This is a genomic window from Nocardia sp. NPDC004168 (assembly GCF_040610355.1).
Classification (GTDB): Bacteria; Actinomycetota; Actinomycetes; order Mycobacteriales; family Mycobacteriaceae; genus Nocardia; species Nocardia sichangensis.
On record NZ_JBEXME010000052.1, the window covers coordinates 1 to 17,711 of the forward strand.

The 17,711-nt window shown below is 63.0% G+C and carries 14 protein-coding genes; 8 read left to right on the forward strand and 6 right to left on the reverse strand.

The window, feature by feature from the left end; all coding sequences use genetic code 11:
- Window positions 1-157: 157 nt before the first annotated feature.
- Window positions 158-2,308 carry a hypothetical protein gene (locus tag ABZW96_RS36050; protein ID WP_355081198.1) on the reverse strand — a complete coding sequence of 717 codons (2,151 nt, stop codon included), beginning with the start codon at window positions 2,306-2,308 and terminating at the stop codon, window positions 158-160.
- Window positions 2,309-3,935: 1,627 nt separating this feature from the next.
- Between ABZW96_RS36050 and ABZW96_RS36055 the strand changes: the two genes are divergently transcribed.
- Together ABZW96_RS36055 and ABZW96_RS36060 are read left to right on the forward strand one after the other, a co-directional pair.
- Window positions 3,936-4,064 (forward strand): hypothetical protein, encoded by a 129-nt coding sequence (locus tag ABZW96_RS36055; protein ID WP_355081200.1) that lies wholly within the window; start codon window positions 3,936-3,938, stop codon window positions 4,062-4,064.
- Window positions 4,055-4,531: a hypothetical protein gene (locus ABZW96_RS36060; protein WP_355081202.1), complete on the forward strand. Its 477-nt coding sequence runs from the start codon at window positions 4,055-4,057 to the stop codon at window positions 4,529-4,531. Before ABZW96_RS36055 ends, ABZW96_RS36060 begins: the two co-directional genes overlap by 10 nt.
- 413 nt (window positions 4,532-4,944) lie before the next feature.
- Here the strand turns inward: ABZW96_RS36060 and ABZW96_RS36065 are convergent, their stop codons facing one another.
- Together ABZW96_RS36065 and ABZW96_RS36070 are read right to left on the reverse strand one after the other, a co-directional pair.
- Window positions 4,945-6,915 (reverse strand): tyrosine-type recombinase/integrase, encoded by a 1,971-nt coding sequence (locus ABZW96_RS36065; RefSeq protein ID WP_355081204.1) that lies wholly within the window; start codon window positions 6,913-6,915, stop codon window positions 4,945-4,947.
- The gene (locus tag ABZW96_RS36070) at window positions 6,912-8,273 is read right to left on the reverse strand and encodes a tyrosine-type recombinase/integrase (protein ID WP_355081206.1); all 1,362 of its coding nucleotides are present in this window, start codon (window positions 8,271-8,273) and stop codon (window positions 6,912-6,914) included. The genes ABZW96_RS36065 and ABZW96_RS36070 overlap by 4 nt, the downstream gene beginning before the upstream one ends.
- 990 nt (window positions 8,274-9,263) lie before the next feature.
- Between ABZW96_RS36070 and ABZW96_RS36075 the strand changes: the two genes are divergently transcribed.
- The 3 genes from ABZW96_RS36075 to ABZW96_RS36085 all read left to right on the forward strand — a co-directional run bounded on the left by ABZW96_RS36075 (window position 9,264) and on the right by ABZW96_RS36085 (window position 11,695).
- Complete coding sequence (locus ABZW96_RS36075; protein ID WP_355081208.1) at window positions 9,264-10,577, forward strand: transposase; 1,314 nt, start codon at window positions 9,264-9,266, stop codon at window positions 10,575-10,577.
- Entirely contained in the window at window positions 10,481-10,735 is a 255-nt protein-coding gene (locus ABZW96_RS36080) for an IS3 family transposase (RefSeq protein ID WP_355081223.1), read from the forward strand. Before ABZW96_RS36075 ends, ABZW96_RS36080 begins: the two co-directional genes overlap by 97 nt.
- Window positions 10,736-10,885: 150 nt before the next feature.
- Entirely contained in the window at window positions 10,886-11,695 is an 810-nt protein-coding gene (locus ABZW96_RS36085) for a hypothetical protein (protein WP_355081210.1), read from the forward strand.
- Here ABZW96_RS36085 and ABZW96_RS36090 read toward each other — a convergent pair.
- The 3 genes from ABZW96_RS36090 to ABZW96_RS36100 form a co-directional block, all read right to left on the reverse strand.
- Window positions 11,672-13,771: a recombinase family protein gene (locus ABZW96_RS36090; RefSeq protein WP_355081212.1), complete on the reverse strand. Its 2,100-nt coding sequence runs from the start codon at window positions 13,769-13,771 to the stop codon at window positions 11,672-11,674. The two genes, ABZW96_RS36085 and ABZW96_RS36090, sit on opposite strands and share 24 nt — an antisense overlap.
- Window positions 13,772-14,058: 287 nt before the next feature.
- Window positions 14,059-14,544, reverse strand: coding sequence for a helix-turn-helix domain-containing protein (locus ABZW96_RS36095; protein WP_355081214.1), 486 nt, complete (start codon window positions 14,542-14,544; stop codon window positions 14,059-14,061).
- A gap of 189 nt (window positions 14,545-14,733) precedes the next feature.
- Window positions 14,734-14,976 carry a DUF5372 family protein gene (locus ABZW96_RS36100; protein WP_355081216.1) on the reverse strand — a complete coding sequence of 81 codons (243 nt, stop codon included), beginning with the start codon at window positions 14,974-14,976 and terminating at the stop codon, window positions 14,734-14,736.
- 248 nt (window positions 14,977-15,224) lie between these two features.
- Between ABZW96_RS36100 and ABZW96_RS36105 the strand changes: the two genes are divergently transcribed.
- From ABZW96_RS36105 to ABZW96_RS36115, 3 genes are all read left to right on the forward strand, one after another.
- Window positions 15,225-15,803: a hypothetical protein gene (locus ABZW96_RS36105; RefSeq protein WP_355081218.1), complete on the forward strand. Its 579-nt coding sequence runs from the start codon at window positions 15,225-15,227 to the stop codon at window positions 15,801-15,803.
- On the forward strand, window positions 15,800-16,615 hold the full coding sequence (locus ABZW96_RS36110) for an ATP-binding protein (RefSeq protein WP_355081219.1): 816 nt from the start codon (window positions 15,800-15,802) through the stop codon (window positions 16,613-16,615). Before ABZW96_RS36105 ends, ABZW96_RS36110 begins: the two co-directional genes overlap by 4 nt.
- A gap of 66 nt (window positions 16,616-16,681) precedes the next feature.
- Window positions 16,682-17,077: a DUF6188 family protein gene (locus ABZW96_RS36115; protein WP_355081221.1), complete on the forward strand. Its 396-nt coding sequence runs from the start codon at window positions 16,682-16,684 to the stop codon at window positions 17,075-17,077.
- Window positions 17,078-17,711 lie beyond the last annotated feature (634 nt).

Here is a 17,711-nt window from a genome sequence, read left to right on the forward strand (position 1 = left end):
CGCGTTCTCCTTAATTCGTGCCAATTGCTTGTGTTCTGTACCCAGACGGCGAGTCAATGCACGCCTGCCATGAATTTGCTGATCCATGGTGCGATTGCGGCGACGATCAGCCCCGCACACACCATGACCGTCCCGGTGATACCGAAGTGGTGAAGAATTATGCGGTGCCCAGGGCGACTGTGCTCGCTGGTTGATCAGTCGAAGTCAAAGGGTTCAGCGGGACGTCCTTCTTATTCTCAGGTCGGACGGGTTCGATACCCGCCGGATGCTGGAAGCCTGTGAACGCCCCGAATTCGCCCGCTCTGTCGGACAGCGTAGCGGAAAAAGGCCGCAACTCTCCGGCAACTATTACCTCCAAACTCTCACCGTCAGTTGGGCCGAACACGACGAGCACTGCAGTCCGGTGGTCCCACATGGCAACGTCACCGGTCATCAGCTCCGAGGGGCTGACGCGATCCCCGGCAGTCTTATGGTTGGACCACCTTGCCGGTGTCTTCTCATATGCGGCTTGCGCGTCAGTGTCCTTCTTGTTGAAGATCGCTGCATCCAATACATCGGCTACCACTGCGGATACCTTCTGCGTTCTACCGTCGGGGAATGTGTACAGGACGCTGCCGTCACTGTCAGGTGTACGGGCTGCTAATGCGTTCACGTTCTGAGAAGAAGAAGAATTATTCGTCGCGGCAGAGGCGGTGGTAGTTGGAGTCGACCCCGGAGTGGAAGTTGCGGACTGCTGCGCCGGAACAGAGGTAACAGGGGATGGCGGGAAGTTATCCAACTCGCGGTCGAAGCGGTGTGGGTCGAGCCCGCGACGGCTATTCAGGTCGCGATCCGCCAAGTCGCGCCTCATCTGCTCCTGCATCATCATCATCTGGAGAGGGCCCATCATGTCGCTCAAACCCGAAAGCATTGGAGGTGAGACGCTTTGCATCGCTGGCGGTACGGTATTCGTGACGCTTCTCGGAGCACTGGAATCGTCTAGCCCCGGGTGCTCGACGCGAGTCCCGGGCGTATCGCTCACCCCCGCATCTCGGCCTGTGTTTTCGGCGTTCCATCTCGGTATTTCTATGTCGCCCGCTGGCGTCGCTTCGTTCCACCTCGGTGTTTGCGCGTCCCACCTCGAGGTTGCCGGCTCGACGCCTGGAGTCTGTGAGGTAATAGCTGGAACGGCTGTCGGCTCACGCAGCCTTTTCTCCAGTTCTTCGTTCTTCGCCTGAAGCTGGGCCAGCTGTGCATTGAATTTTTGGAGGTCGCCAGTGTGGGAATCTACTTCTTCGCTGATATTGCGAACCCTTTTGGAGATATCTTCTATAGTGTCACGTCCTCTGTCCAGTGCATCGGCAATGTAGGAAAGGATGTGATCATCCTCGCTCTGGCCGCTAGACGGCGCCACTTCAGCTTGACTGTTGATGTATTCAACTACTCCGTTGATCGCGTCCTGCCCTCCTGTAGATATGTCCTCCATTTTATTTGTCACATTGAGTAGATTTGTGCTCATGGCATGTAACGCCGCGAATGAGTTCTTGAGCCTGTCTGAGGCAAGCGTATAGTTTTTAAAGTTGGAGTCCTTGTCTTGAGTAATCTGCGGCACCGGAGCGCTCTTCGGTGGATCGGTCTTCTTTCCGGTGCCGAAGAGGTTAAAATAGTCGCGCATGGTTTTGGGGAGTTGCTTATGATAGTTATCTGTTCCGGCTCCAAATTTATATTTTGTAGGCACTGCATTGATATCGGGCATGAACATATTTTTCATTTCTGATACGCCCGAAGGTGGAGTGTATGTCGATTCGGCGCCGTTGCCGATGGAAATAATTGGTATCCTGTCATTGAAGGGGGGTCCGAGTTTTTCCGCTATAAGCGTAAGGGGTGCGCGAACTGTAGTTTGGCCCAAGTAGCACCAATTTCGTGCTAGATCGCCTCTGCCAAGAGCTACATTGACATTTCGCATGAACATTAGACGGGCCGGTTGGGCAATTGCCGCATCGCCCCCGACCGCTGCGGTTGCCCTCTTGGAGAGGCCTCCCAAGATTTTTCCGCCGACGGCGCCGCCTATGGCACTCGTGGCCCCGCCTAGCGCTAGGGCCAACATGACGTCCGTCTCACTGTGGATCTCGCCGTCGATCGCTTTAGCTGCGAGGTTACCGACCGCACCGCCGATGAGTCCGCCTGCTCCTGGGAGTATCAAATTTCCCACTATGGGTGCGGCGAAGCTGACAGTACCTGATACTATTTCGGAGAAAGTACTCAACTTACACCACTTCCACTGCTTCGCTAGACTGCTTGAAAGCGTTTTATCCCGTTGCAACGCCAATCTATAGAACTTACTTCACCATATATTGATTTTGAAACTATTTAACCAACTCGGCGAGTTGGCGCCGAGTGAATATGTAAAATTACTTCAAGCTCGCAGCATTCAAAAATGTTACCGTTTGGCCCAGCTGTTAGCCGCCTCGGTTTCGGCTCGATGGATGCCGCTCATCAAGTTCGGCATACAGTGACCTCGGCTGGTAATTTCGGGGCCGAGTTCGAAGGATTTCTGAACCTAGATTTGCTGTAGGATACCTTTTGTAATAGGGGAGTAGATAGTCGTGCGAATCAACGGCATTATCATCAAGTCTACTGCAAAGCTCGTATTTCGGAGTGTGGATCATTGAATGAAGTTGCTCACGAGGCTGGGTGGCCGGACTTCCCCAGAAATATTCCTTCAGTGGGTCAGGCTATGCCGACTGCCCTTCCACGTGCAACCTTGAGTCAGTTCCCGGGCGACATCTCTAGTCCTGATGTGTCCCCCGTAGCAGCTACATTTGAACCAAACGGTATCCAGACCGGTGATCTGGCTATAGCGCAGACTCTGCTCGGAGCCATACTTGCGGCCGCCGACGCATCAGCCGCGAGATTGACGTGGGCCGCCTCGGTAATGCGTGGTCCCGGTGGTGTGGGGGTCTTTTTAACAACTGATGAGGGATGCGGGTGGCTTCCTGCAAATCTATCTTTTCCGGCGTGGCTGTCCACTCCGTGGGTCTGGAGTGAAATACTTGGGATAGATTGGTACGAGTTGGCGTGGGAAAGTGCCCACGACCCCGTTCGAATTTTGAAAGAATTCGGGCGGGTTTTCGGCTCGAAAGCTAACGCCACTATGTCGGCATTGGTGTCCTCTGGTGCAATCGATCCAGAGTTGCGAACGGAAATGAACGAGGTCGAGGTGGAGAGTCTGGTCGAACCTACATACGATTTCAGTTTTCCTGAGTTCAGCATCCAAAATGTTGCGCCTAGTTCAACAGACCGGCTCGGACTGGCAGGCTCCATAGCGGCACTGCAGCACGTTGCGTCAGTGTCTACCGCGCGAGTGCGCACTCGTTGCCTCGACCTGGCGTGCTCCGCCCATCAACACCTTTCTCGTGGGTCGGCTAGCATCGCCGTACAGGAGGATTCCCGAGTGCTTCGAGGGCAGATTCTGAGTACACTCCACGCCGGCCAGCGCATTCCAGGGAGAAGGTGGAACGCGCTGCGTGCGGCGGACGAAGCTTTGTCGGAGATGATACTGACCCGTCGTCGGGAGCTAGTTCGAAGCGCATCTTGCGATGATCGAGCGCGCAGCGAAATTGCGTACCTCCACATGCTGACATTCGAACGAAGGTGCAACGAGTTGGTCATGTTGCTCGCGAACATGTGGACACGGCAATCTTTGCGCGACTGTATTTATGCCTACGAACAGGTAATGAACCATCCATTGATGGCATCGAACATATGTTCCCCAGGCTCCTGGCCGTAGTGGCCTGTTCTGTGCTGGGCTTTGTGTGGAGGACGGTGTCCTGGTCGCGGTGAGTGGTCGCCGGTGGAGCATGGCTAGCGTGGTTGCGCTCCCGTATTCGTTGTGCCGCCGTTGGAGGGAAGGTCCTTGATAGGGGTCGGCTTGGACGGTTGACATGATTGCCGACATGAGGTCGTGGAGCGGGCTCGTCCGTGGAGGATCGCTGCTGGTGTTCACCGAGCGGATCGATGTTTCGACAGCGGAGAAACTGGCCGCCGTGGCTTCGGTGGTGGAGGACGATCTGGCATGTTCGTGATCAACATCCCGTTTGACGGTCTGGAGGTTGATGCGCGTAGCCCTCAGCTGTATGTCAGCGGCAAGACCTGGATCACTCTCGACGGATACGACTTCCCGGCGAACGGCTGGTTTGACAGTCCGTTGTCGTTTCTGGGGTCGCTTCGCCATGCGATCGCCAGGGCTGCCGACGGTGAAGACGAGGCTGACTTCTACTTCTGGGAAGGAAGCTATTTCGTGAAGCTCGTCCCAGGGCCGACGCATGAGGGCCAGCGGTGCGTGGAGATATTCGCTGTCGATGACGGGCGTGCCGAGGATGTGTTCGCGGACGGCGGATCCGTTGAAGCCAGTTGTGTATGTCCGTTGGGTGAACTCGCTCGAGTGTTCCAGGGGGTGGTGTCAGAGCTGACGGGGTGGGCTCAGGAGCGCCGTGAGGTTGAGTTACTCGAGTTTCTGGCGCGGATCACGGACCTGCCCGGACTCGAGTAAGGGGCCGGTGCTGGTGTCGACTGCGTTGAGCTCATCGGACTGAACTTCGGCCTGTCGTCAGATCCGCTCGTCGTTGGCCGTGAGCAAGTGCGAGCTGAGTCCGTAGTTACTGGTTCTCCTTGGTGAGATCCTTGATGCGCTGGTGGGCCAGTTCCAGGCGTCGTTGCCACGACTCCTCGCTGGCCCGAGACGGTGAGGATTGTTCGGTGAAGGCTGCGGTCGGGGTGGTTCTGATGCGTTGGAGTAGGTCGTTCTGGGTCTAGATCCAGGAGCGGGCGACTTTCGCGGTCTTAGCCAGGCCGGCGATGGTGACAGTCGCTTTGCTGGCCTCGAGGTCGTCGAGTGCTGCGACGGCGCGGCGGCGTGCGGCGTCGTGGCGTGATCGGGCTGCCGCTTTCAAGTGAGCAGAGTTGTCAGCTCGCATCGTTGTCACCGGGTTCGTTTGTGGTGGGTTTTTCGAGGCTGGTGATGATGTTGAGGAGGTTGTCGGCGGTGCGCTGGTTCATTTCGGCGAGCCGAAGCTGCCCGCGTTGGCGGGCGCGTTCGATGATGCCTCGGGTGAGGTCGAGTTGGTCACGATGCTGGGGCAGGAATTCCGGGGTCGTGATGAAGACGGGGCAGGTCAGGCAGGCGTTGGCGTGCGGGCAGCTTTGTTGTAGTGGCAGTCCGCAGTAGCCGTTGGGCAGGGCTTGGGTGGCTCGGGACAGGTGATGGTTGGCCCATTCGGCGTCGGCGAGGGGGCTGTCGGAGGTGAGGGTGACTTCGTTGCCGTGGATGTCGACCTTGCGGGCGCGTTCCCAGTGTCGGCGCACGGTGTCGTCGTGGAGGCGGGCGTAGTGGGCGGTCATTTCCGTGGATGAATGGTCGAGGATGCGTCGGACCACTTCTTGGGGGACGTCGTTGTTGATCAGCTGGGTGCCCAGGGTGTGGCGGAACTGGTGGGCGGTGACCCGGACCGGGGCGCCGGACTCGTCGACGACTCGGCAGTCGGCGACCCATGTCTGCAGCGCCTTCCAGGCGGTGGCGCTGGCGACCGGCCGGATGCCTCGAGGGTTCTGGGTGCAGCGCGGGAACAGCACTGCTTGTGGGGAGTATTCGGCGCGAACATGCTGGGCTTGCCGGATGATCGCCGAAGCCATTTCGTCTGAGATGGGCACCAGGGCTTCGCGTTTCATTTTCCGGTTGTGGAAACGCAGGTAGGGTGCCTGCCGTTGATCGTGGACGACGCAGTCGGTCGGCAGGTGCAGTGCGTCGTTGAGTCGTAGCCCGGTTTCCATCAGTAGGGGGAACAGCAGTCGCCAGCGCGGATCGGTGAGCTTGTCGAGAGTGCCCGGGTTCTTCAATTGCGCGGTGACGAATGCGGACAACGCCCGCGGCGCCAGCTGCGTCGGGGCCGGGAAGTCTTCGGAGTAGACCGCGGTGCGGGCAGGAACCCCGGGAAGCCAGTCGTGCTGACGCGCGATGGCGAAGAATCTTTTCACCGAACTCATCCGCTGTCGACGCCCGTTGGCGGTGAGCCCGTCCGCGACGAACAGGGCCAGCAGCCGGGTGATGACGGTGCGGTCGAACTGCTTCGGAGCCGCTGCGGGCCCGGCGCACTCGGTCAACGCGTGGCCGAGCCGGGTCAGTGTCAGGACATCACGGTGCATGCCGCTGGCGGAATGGCCGGCGTCGTGCCGCCAGCGCAAGAACTTCTTGACCGCCTCCCGGAGCCAGAGCTGATCGATGCGACGGAAATCGAGCTGCCACCCTTCCGGAGTCCCGGTGAACCCCAGCCGCCGCAACCGCCAAACGTCCCGGGAATACTCGTACTCGCCAGTGCAGATGCCCTGCAACCGGTCGATCTCGTCGATGGTGAAGGTGATGAACCCAACCAGCAGTTTCGCGATCCCTTCCGCAGAACGTGCGGTGGGCCATTCATGTTCGCCACGATCGAACAACGATGACATTTCCGTCGTGGAAAGGGTGTCGAGGAGCCGACGAGCTGCGGCAATCCCGATCGGATCGACAGCACGAGTCTGTCGTGCCCGCAGTAGCCCGTAAGCGACTTCGAACCGCAAAGGAACCGGCAGCCGGGCCAGCGACAGCCACTCCGGCTCCGGCGGGTCGCCCGGGCCCCACTGAGCTGGAGCGGGGCGGCCGGCCCAGTTCCAGCGCCCCAGGTGGGCCTTGCAGAGCTGCTTCGTGGACGCCGGACGCGGGCAACCAGGTAAACAGCACGCGGGCCCACTACCACCGACCGGATCGCCGAGACGGATCTCGACCCGGTCCTCGACCAGGAACCCCTTCACCAACTCCCGCAGCCGCGTTTGCAGCGAACCGTTCCGGCCCGAGCCTGGGGTGTCGGCCCTGGTGCGCTCTTCGACCGGTGTCCGCGGGTTCATGCCTTGTCTCCCGCCGCCATGGTCTCGGCTGCGGGGGTGCCGAGACATCCGGCTTGGGCCAGCACTCGGCGAACGTCCTCGATCTCCGGATGTTCGTAGGTGGTGCTGGTCGTGGTCACGGAGGCGTGGCCCAGCAGCTTCTGCACCACCTCGATCGGCACTCTGCGGCGCAACAGGTCCGTGGCGTAGGTGTGGCGGAATCTGTGTGCGGAAAACGCCACTCCGCTGCGGCTGCGCAGACGCTCGACCAGATCGGTGACGTTCCAGTATCGCCAGGCTTGCCCGATCCGGCCGCCCCAGAGGTTGACGAATACGTAGTCGCAATCCAGATCGCCGTACTCCTCCACCAGATAGTCGGTGTAGAGGCGGATCAACCCCGGCGCGACAGGGATCTCCCGCTGCCCACCCTTGGCGCGGGCACCGTTGCTGTTGTCCCGCAACCGGATGCGGATCAGCGCGGATGCGGCGTCGATGTCCTCGTGCCGCAGCCCGAGCGCTTCCCCGATCCGCATCCCGATGCCGGCCAACAGCTCGATCATAAACCGGTCCCGCAACCGCTCACACGCGCCGACGATCGCGGCGACCTGCCGGGCGGTCAAGGTTTGGGGCAGCCGCCGCTGAACCTTCAGCTTGATCGTGCGTCGCCGCTTGTCGCCGTCCGAACCCAAGTGAGCCAGAAACGGACGCCACGAACCGCGCACCCCGCCCGGCTTGATCTCGGTCAGCAACTCACCGCACTCGACACCGTGGCGGTAGTGATACCTGTAAAATGACCCGACCGCCGCCAGCTTGCGGTTGATCGTCGTCGCCGAACACGCCGCCTCAGGCGTCGGCAGCGATGTCACCGTCGCCGACCGCATCCCCGCGGGCAACCGCAACCAGCCCACGAACCGGCCGAAATGCTCCAACCGCACTGCCCGCCAGTCGATCTCGTGCGCAGTCAGGAACGCGAAGAAGTCTCGTAGATCGAATGCATACGACCGCACGGTGCCCGGTGACCGCTCGATCGCGGTCAAATGCGCCAGAAACTCATCAACCGGCTCGATCACCGCGAACTGCGCATCCAGCACCGTCCAGGACTCCGGACCCCCGCCCGGCGCCAACACCTGCTGCACCCGCACAACGCCTCCTGCCCACTCGAACAGCCCGAAAGCCTGGACAGCGACGAGATGACCCCCGCACCCGACGACCACAATCACGTCCGGCGCGTCATGGACATGCCCGAGATAACCGTGTCGAGCCCAGGCCGAACTCGGACAAACTCCTACGTCGACTACATCAAGGACAACATCAGCCAGACCCACGGGAACTAAGTTTCGATGGCTGCGGCGGTTCCGTTGTACGTGAAGTACAGCCATACGGTGAGTTTGCGCTCGATGCGTTTCAGCCAGCGCGATTAGGTGGGCGGGGAACGCCAGCTCCACGGCGTTAGCTGTGCACCATTGTGCGGGCTTCGGCCCGTGTGCGAGATCGAGCAGTTCTGCAGATCGGATGGGACTTCTCTCCCGGCCACCGGACTTACAGCGATTTACGTTAGGTCAGGAGCTTCGTCCGCCATTTCCGATCACTGAAGCGGTCTTACGCCTGGCCCGAGGGTAGGATCAGGGGTAGCGCGGATGTGCCGGACACCCTTGATGCGGCGCCAGCTCGCACGAAGGCGGGGTAGACCGCGGGTTCGCCCAGTCCGAACTCCTCCACACAGACCAACGCCCCCGCGAATCGGCGGGTGGGCGGTCAGAGAGGTAAGGACCCGGTTCGTCGTGTGTTGGTGGATCTTCGTGGCTTGTCACGACAGCGTCGAAACAGTCTGTTCGGCAGTCGGACTCGCACTGTCAACCAGCTGGACGCGGTGCTGCGAGAACTGTTCGCCGGTGGCGGGCCGACCAACCCTGACTGCCAACGTGGCCGCTGCGACGGTGCGCGGGTTCCGGTCGGCGCCGATGTGTGCAAGCGGTTTAATCACCGGCTCGGCCCTTCTCCGGCACTACCACTCAGCTGCCCATGATCAACCCGCGGCCCGTGACACAGTTATAACATCAATAATACTGGACACTACACTTGAAGGCGCTGCAGTTACGCGCATCCGAAATCGGGCGCCACAAGGCCTATGTATCAGGTGGGCTAGGAACTGACCGAGTTACGGAGCAGGACTCGGCAACTCGAGTTGGAGAACGAAGTGCTGGGTAAGGCAGCGGCTTACTTTGCGTCGATGTGATAGGAGCGCGCGAACTGCCCGGTTGACGCGTGCCCGTCCTAATTCGGCTCGTCAACCTGGATGAACCATAGAGAGGACGAACCCTTCTGAGCCGGGTCGTAATTGGTGTCTTTGCGCATAGCGCAGCCGAACCATGGTGGCTGTCGACGCAGTCGGCCGTCGGCTGGCGGCCAAGACGATCGGAACCGCCAGCGAAGACCATCTGAAGGCGGTGAAGTGGGCCAGGCAATGGCCCGACATGAGGTTCGCGCTGGAAGACTGCCGCCACGTCACGCGCCGGTTCGAGCGTGATCTCCTCAGCGTGGGACTCGAAGTGGTTCGGGTGCCGACGCATCTGATGGCCGCAGCCCGCCGCGGCGGCCGGGAGAAGGGCAAGTCCGACCCGATCGACGCCCTTGCCCTCGCGCATGCCGCACTGCCCGAACCGGACCCGCCAACTGCACGCCTGGACGGCCCGGCGCGCGAGATGAAGCTGTTGTCAAATTATCGCCACGTTCTGGCAACCGAGCGCACCGAACTGATCAACCGGCTGCGCTGGCACCTGCACGAAATCGACCCTGGTCTGGAAATCCCCGCCCGAGGACTGCGCCGCTACTGCGTCATCGACGACCTCGCCCAGCGGCTGACCGCATTCGACGGTCTGGTCGCCGAGCTGGCGCGGGCGAGGACCGCTCGCTGCCGGGAGCTGATCCAGCAGGTCAACGATCTGGAGCGTCAACTACGTGACCGAGTTCGGGCTCTCGCGGCAAGCCTGCTCTCCGTTCCCGGCTGCGGTGTGCTGTCGGCCGCGGTAATCGTCGGGGAAACTGCTGGAGCGCAGAGGTTTCGGAACAAGGACGGTATGCGCGATCCACCGGGACCGCGCCGATCCCACTGTGGTCGGGCGCCACCTCGGGAAAGGTACGACTCAATCGCGGAGGCAATCGTTGGATCAACTGCTCCCTGCACATGCGCTCACCCAGACTCGTGGCCACGGGCCGGGCAAGGATACGTCGACAAGCTCGTCGGCCGGGGAAAGACCTGCGTTGGGGCCATGCAACTACTGCGCCAGTGCCTGTCCAACGTTGTCTTCCGACCCCTGGTCAGCGACGAACGCGCCGCGCTCGAGCAGTCCGCCACAGTCACGAAATCGCTGCACTGCAGGCAGCTTGACATAGGAGCATCCGGGAGAACGTCCTCTCAAAATGGTGTTCCCGGTGGTCGCGCGACTGCCCGAAGCCGGCATCCCGCAGTGCCACGGGCTTGTCATTGGGGGTGTCGACCTCCGGGTACTACGAGTGGAAGCAGCGGGGCGAGTCGGCGCGTGCTCGCGCTGATCGTGAACTCACCGCCACGATCACCGACGTCCACATCGCGTCGCGCGGGACCTACGGTGCTGCGCGGGTGCATGTCGAACTGCGGCTCGGTCAGCGGATCCGAGTGGGTCGCAAACGTGTGGCCCGGCTGAGATCGCAGACCATCTACGCGCCGAACTGGGTCTGCGACGCGGTGGACATGACCCGCTGGCGGCGGACCGCCGCCTGGGCAGACCATAGCCCACAGCGATCGCGGCGCTCAGTACACCAGCTGGGCGTTCGGGCAACGCATCCGTGTCGGCTGCCATGAGGAAGGGACCACTTCGGAGCCGGTTTTGCCATGAGCATGGGACCACCCCTTTTGCCACGGATGGGACCGCCTGACTAGTGGTTTTGCCAGTTATGGGACCACCGGCGTGGCATGCGGGGTGTCTGGTCGCTTGGCCGCTGTATTTGGCGGATGAGCTACCGGGAGGTTTCGGTGTTGGAGATCAGGGAGATGCTGCGGCTGTGGCTGCAGGGTCGTGGGTTGCGGGAAGTGGCGCGGTTGTCGGGCACCGACCGCAAGACCGTGCGCCGGTATGTCGAGCGGGCGCAGTCGTGCGGGGTGGACCGTGACGGCGGCGTCGAGCAGTTGACCGATGAGCTGCTGACGGGGGTGATCACGGGAGTACGGTCCAAACGCCCGACCGGCAAGAGCCCGGCGTGGGAGATCCTCACCGGAGAGACCGAGCTGATCAAGGCTTGGCTGGATCAGGGCCTGACCCTGACCAAGGTCCACATTCTGCTGGGCCGGCGCGGGGTGGTGGTGTCGTACCGGACGTTGCACCGTTACGCGACAACCGAATTGGGATTCGGCAAGCGCCGTAGGACGGTGCGGGTGGCCGACTGCGAACCCGGCACCGAGGTGCAGGTCGACTTCGGCCGCCTCGGTCTGCTCACCGATATCGAGGGACGAGGTCGGGTGGTGAAGGGTTTGATCTTCACCGCGGTGTATTCGCGGCACATGTTCGTCTATCCGACCTACCGGGAGACGCTCAACGACGTCGTCGCAGGGTTCGAAGCGGCGTGGGTGTTCTTCGACGGCGTGTTCGCGGTCGTGATCCCGGACAACATGAAAGCGATCGTCGACCGCGCGAACGCGACCGACCCCCGGTTGAACGATTCGTTCCGCGAATACGCGGAGTCCCGTGGATTCGTCGTCGATCCGGCCCGGATCCGCCGTCCCCAGGACAAACATCTGGTTTCATACTGCGCTCCTTGTGGTTGATGCGGTGGTTGTTTCGTTGGCAGGGGCTGGTTTGCGGGGTGGTCGTCCGATGCGGGGTCGGGCGAGGTCGGGGCTGGGGAGTTGGTAGAGGTATTCGCCTTTGTCGTTGGCGCGTTTGCCGGTGAGGAGTCCGTTGTTGCGCCAGGTCTTGACGGTGTTGGGGCTGATGTTCAGGTGGCGGGCGATCTCGTTGAGGGTGAGCAGTCCTTGGTCGCGGAGTCGTTGGGTGTGGCTGCGCAGCTGGTAGGCGTGGCGGATGTGTCGGATGATGCCCGGGTGCAGGGGTCCTCCGGTGCCGCTGGTGAGGCCTTGGCCAGTGAGGATCGTGGCGATCTCGGAGTCGGTGTGCTCGTCGAGTAGCGTGTCGACGGCGGTGACGACTTCGGTGGGGGTTTGGCGGATCTGCCAGGAGGCCAACGGAATCGGCAGGGTCAGTGTGTGGTCTTGGCCGCCGCGGAGTCTGATGTGGACGGTGATCGTGGTGTCGTTGCGGGCGAGGGTGGCGTCGGTGACGAGCAGGCGGACGATGCGTTTGCGTTCCCGCATCGGGGTGTTGGGGTTGTTCCAGAGGGCGGGGAAGTCGGAGGCCAGAGCGGTCACCTTGTCGCGTTGGGCCTGGTTGAGGGGCCCGTTGTGGCTGTTGTGGGCGCGTTCGTAGGTCTCGGTGGCCTCGCTCAGGTCGCGGAGAGCGGCGTTCCAGGCGGCTTCGAGTTGGTCGGCGACGAGGCGGTTGGCGGGGTCGACCGCGAGGTAGCGGCGGCGGGCGAGGTCGGCGTGGTATTGGGCGCGTTGGACGGTGGTGGCGCGGATGCGGTCGGCGTCTTCGGCGCGGGCGGTGAGTTCGTCGGAGACCGCGAGGGCGGTCTGCAGGGCCAGCGGGGTGAGGGTGTCCAGCAGTAGTGTGCCGACGGCGGTGTCGATCGATGCGCCGGGGACGCGCTGGCAGATGGCCTTGCCACGCTTGATGCCCTCGGATTGGCAGACGTATTCGGGGGTGAGTTGGTTTTTGCGCTGGTGGTAGCGGACGGTCATCCGGCCGCCGCATTTGCCGCAGAGCACGAGTCCTTGCAGGAGGGCGGGGCCTTCGCGGGGTGGGCTGGCGCGGCGGTCGGTGCCGTGGGCGGTGGCGTTGGCGGTGAGTCTGGCTTGGTTGGCCTCGAAGCGTTCCCAGGTGATGTAGCCGACGTGGGCGTCGGTGATCAGCACGGTCCATTCCTCGCGCGGGAGCACGCGGGTGGTCTGTCCGCCGCCGGGTTTGCGGGCGTGGGCGTTGCGGCCGTAGAAGAACGCGCCGGCGTAGCGGGGGTTGTGCAGGATTTGCAGCACCCGGGAGTGCTCGAGTTCGCCCCAGGACAGCTCGCCCTTGCGCGGGCCGGTGGCCAGGCGGCGGGGGAACAACAGCTGATCGGCGGCGAATGCCTTGACCACTGCCAGGGCGGATCCGGTCGCGGTGAAGGTGTCGAACACCCGCCGCACCGCGCCTTGGACGCTGGCGTCGGGATCGAGGGTGACCGCGCCGGTGCCGTCGCGGATCAGGCCGACCGGCAGCGGCATGACCAGCTCACCGCGGCGGGCCTTGGACAGTTGACCGCCGCGCAGCCGCGCTTTGAGGAAGTGCAGTTCGGCCTCGGACATCGTGCCTTTCAGGCCGAGCAGGAGCCGGTCGTTGAAGTCGGCGGGGTCGTAGAGGCCGTCTTCGTCGCAGATCAGGGTGCCGGTCAGGGCGCAGATCTCGAGCAGCCGGTGCCAGTCGGTGTTGTTGCGGGCCAGCCGGGACACTTCCAAACCGAGCACGATCCCCGCTCTGCCCATGCCGACGTCGGCGACGAGGCGCTGGAAGCCCTCCCGGTCCGCGGCCGAGGCCCCGGACTGGCCTTGGTCGGTATCGATGACGATGATCTGCGATTCGGTCCAGCCCAGGGCCACTGCCCGGCCGCGCAGCGCGTATTGCCGGGTGGCGGACTCGGTGTTGGACAACACCTGCTTGAGGCTGGACTGACGAACGTAGAGGTAGGCCTCACGCCGCAGGTGCTCGTGGGTGACCTTGCCCGCCGCGTTCGCGGCGTGGGTTCTCATCAATTGCTCCTTGATCGTGTGGTGCGCGCAGGCAAGCCAGTGCCATGCCGGCCATCACCCGCACCAACTCCTCGGTCGGGCCTGTTGGCGCGTCCGCTTGCCTGGCGAGGTTGTGTCGCGAATTATGTTGTGGGGCAACGGTGATCTGCTGTTGCGCGGTGATCCAGGCGGCCATGCCGCGGCCGGCCAGCACACCCCAGCCCAGCCGGTGCCCACCGGGCTGGCCGGACAGCACGGCCCGGCGCAGCCGTTCGTAGCGTTCGGTGGCTCCCTCACCGCGGGCGGGTTCAGGGACCGCTTTTGGGCCGCTCCTGGGATTCGGTGCGGCGGCGCTCCAGCGCCCGCTCGACCGACCGCGGGTGCACCCGGATCCCGAACCGCTGCTCGATCCGCTCGGCCAGCTCCGCGGGCCGCAGGGCGGGGTCGGCCGCCAGCAGCTGCTCCAGGTGGTCGACGACCTCGGCGGTGAGCTTGCGTGGCCCTTTCGGGCCGGGTTTGCCGGGCACCAGGGCGGCCGGGCCGCCCTCGGCCAGCGCGGCCGCGGCCTGGTAGTAGGTCTGGCGCGACAACCCGAACGCCGCCGCGGCGCGGGCGACCGGCACGCCGTCGACCTCGACGCGGCGCACCATCTCGTACTTGACCTGCGCCATGTCCCGCGCGTCGAAGAACTCCGCGGACGCGAACCGCTCGTCGGACACCGCCTCCGGGCGCGGGTTCAGCGTCCGCGACTCCCGCAACGACCGCGTCTTGTGATCCTCACGCCGCTTGGCCACGCCAACCTCCACTGTTCACGATGTCAGCATGATTACGCCAACACGATCAAGGAAGCTATCGATAGATGCGGTAAAAGTCTAGTTATTACAACGAAGTTGGCTGGATATCGCTGATCTACTCTGGCGGAGATCGCCATGCTTCGGCGTAATCACCCTGACAATCGCGGCGTAATTCTGTTGACAGGTCGATCACGTCGAGTGCAGCTGGGAGACCATGTCGGTGAGGGCGAGTAGGTCCTCGACCCGGAACGCGCAGCGGCCAGCGGCCATGATCAAGAACGGGTCCTTGTCGGCCGCGTCGGTCCAGGCAGTGGGCAGGGACTTCAGCTCACCGTGCTCGTCGTGGAAGCACACCCGGTCCTCGCCCCAGTTGTTGCGCAGCGCTACGAACTCGAACTCGCGCCCGCACCACGGATGGAACGGGTGAGTCACCCGCACAACACGTCGTGCATCAGTGGCATCGGGTGCATTTGACGACTCGGTCCAAACCCCGCGTCGAGCGCTGCGTTCCTTACGCACGCTCGAATTTCTTCGCCGGAGAACAGTTCCGGGATCTCGATGACTGCCGGGAACGCGCGCAGCAGTGGTGTCGTGAGACCGCGGGAATGCGAATACACGGCACAACCCGACTACGCCCGGCCGAAGTGTTCACCGCCGACGAGCACCCGAAACTGCAACCGGTGCCAAGCACCGTATTCGACATCCCTACCTGGGTAAATCCGAAGGTCGCGCCGGATAGGCACGTGCAGATCGCCAAGGCCCTCTACAGTGTTCCCGGCGACCTCATCGGGCAGCGGCTTTCCGCCCGCGTCGACGCGCAGACGGTCAAGCTCTACTTCCGCGGTGAACTGATCAAAGTCCACCCTCGCATCGCCGCCGGTCGTCGCCAGACCGATCCGGCGGATCTGCCCAGCGAGCTGACCGCCTACGCGATGCGAGATCTGAACACGCTGCAGCGCAGAGCAGAGTCTCACGGCACCCATATCGGTATCTACACAGCTGCGGTGTTGGAGCATCCGCTGCCATGGACGAAAATGCGGCAGGTCTACCGGCTACTGGGCTTGGTCCGCCGCCACGGCGCCGACATCGTCGACGACGCCTGCCGCCGGTCGCTGGACGCCGAGGTCGTCGACGTCGGGGTCATCGACCGCATGCTCGCCCGCGGCGCAACCGGCCAGCAGCTGACGTTGCTGCCACCACCGGCCCCGTCTCGGTTCGTTCGCTCCGCCACCGATTTCGCTGTCCGGAGGCCGTCATGAGCAACACCCGCCGCCCATCCGCGACACCCGCGGTCAAACCGATCGAGATCTCGCCGGAGCTGAAAGTACTGATGCGGCGGCTCAAGCTCGGCCAGTTGCTCGACACCCTCCCGGAACGGCTTGCTCTCGCTCGGTCGAATCGGCTGCCCCACCACGACTTCCTGGAGATGCTGTTCGCCGACGAGGTCGCCCGCCGCGACCGGCAATCCGAACAACGCCGCGCCAAGGCCGCCCACCTGGACCCGCAGATGCAACTACAAGCCTGGGACGATTCGACCGCGGTTACCTTCGACCGGGAGCTCTGGGCGGAGTTGACCTCGCTGCGGTTCCTCGCCGACGCCTACAACGTGCTCGTCATGGGACCAGTCGGGGTCGGCAAGACGTTCCTGGCCAACGCGTTAGGACATGTCGCGGTCCGCCGCCACCATTCGGTTCACACCGAACGCGCCGACAAACTGTTCAAACGACTACGCGGCGCGCGCCTGGACGGCAGCTACGAAGACGAGATGCGCAAACTGCACCGGGTCGACCTGCTCATTCTCGACGACCTGGCGCTGCACCGGCTGGAGGCGCCCGAGACAGGCGACTTCTACGAACTGATCGTCGAACGCCACCGCAAAGCCTCCACGATCATCACCAGCAACCGGGAACCCCCGGAGATCTTGACCATGATGGCCGACCCGCTGCTAGCGCAGTCGGCGATGGACCGGCTACAGTCGGCCGCCTACGAGCTCGTCGTCGAAGGCGAATCCTACCGGCAACGACAAAAGCCGCGGATCGGCGAGCGCGACCAGCACAACAAATCGAGTTGACCAGCAGCCTCATCACCGAACCTCGATCGTCCTCATGCATCGGGTGCCTTCGTTACGCTCCCGGTCATGGCCATGGGCGAGTTCTCCGCGTTGACCGGACTCGAGATCGAACAGATCTGGGTCTGGAACTCGTATCTGCGTCTTGTCTTCGATCTCGAAGCACCCGATCAGCCCGGTGTTCACGTCGACCTGACCGACTTCTGGTTCAAAGACGCCGCGAACAAGAAGTGGGAAGTCCGGGTCGAAGACGATCCGCTCACAGCAGGCCCGGTCCTGGGCCTGCTGAACCATCGGGTGACCACCGCGCAGGTCCGCAACTGGGAACTCACCCTCGCCTTCGACACCGGCGCACACATCGTCTGCCCTCCACAAGCACCCCACGAAGCCTGGGCAGCCTGCCTTCCCGGCAAACGCTGGTACTGCCCGCCCGGCGGACCTGAGACCGACTGGCCCCACCCCTGAAACCCACCCCCGATTGACCAACCACCCGATACTCAGCCACCATCGACAACGGCCCCGCGACCGGAACCAACCCGGTCCCATCCACATGGCAAACCGGTGGTCCCTTCAGCCTGGCAGGCGACAGCATCCGCGCCGCCGGGTTAATCGGGTCGATGGGGTTGATCTGGGACTGTGTTCGACAGCATCATGGTCGAAAGGGTGTTCTCCACAATGCAATTGGAAATACTCGACCGCAAGCAGTCGGTAATACGTCAGGAACTGGCCAATGCGATCTTGGACTAAATCGAAACCTTCTACAACCCCAAAAGGCGACACTCCAAGATCGGAATGCTCAGCCCAGTACGAACGAGCCCACACCCCCGTTCACGCAGCCGCGTGAGCATCAATCCAACCCGTCCGGCAAGCCGGGACAACCTCAGTCGCCCGCGAATCCGTTCGCCGAGAATTGGTCCACGCGGCATCGGAGCGCAGCAGACGCCCAGGGTGCTGGGCAGTGATCGCCGGTGCGAAGTTCTGGGTTCGATTACGAATCATCGGTTAATCCGATACGTGGACCCCGTATCCCGCGTTCCCGAGGGCGGTGAGCACGTCGTCGCGATGAGCGGTACCTCGTGTCTCCAGGGTGAGCGCCACT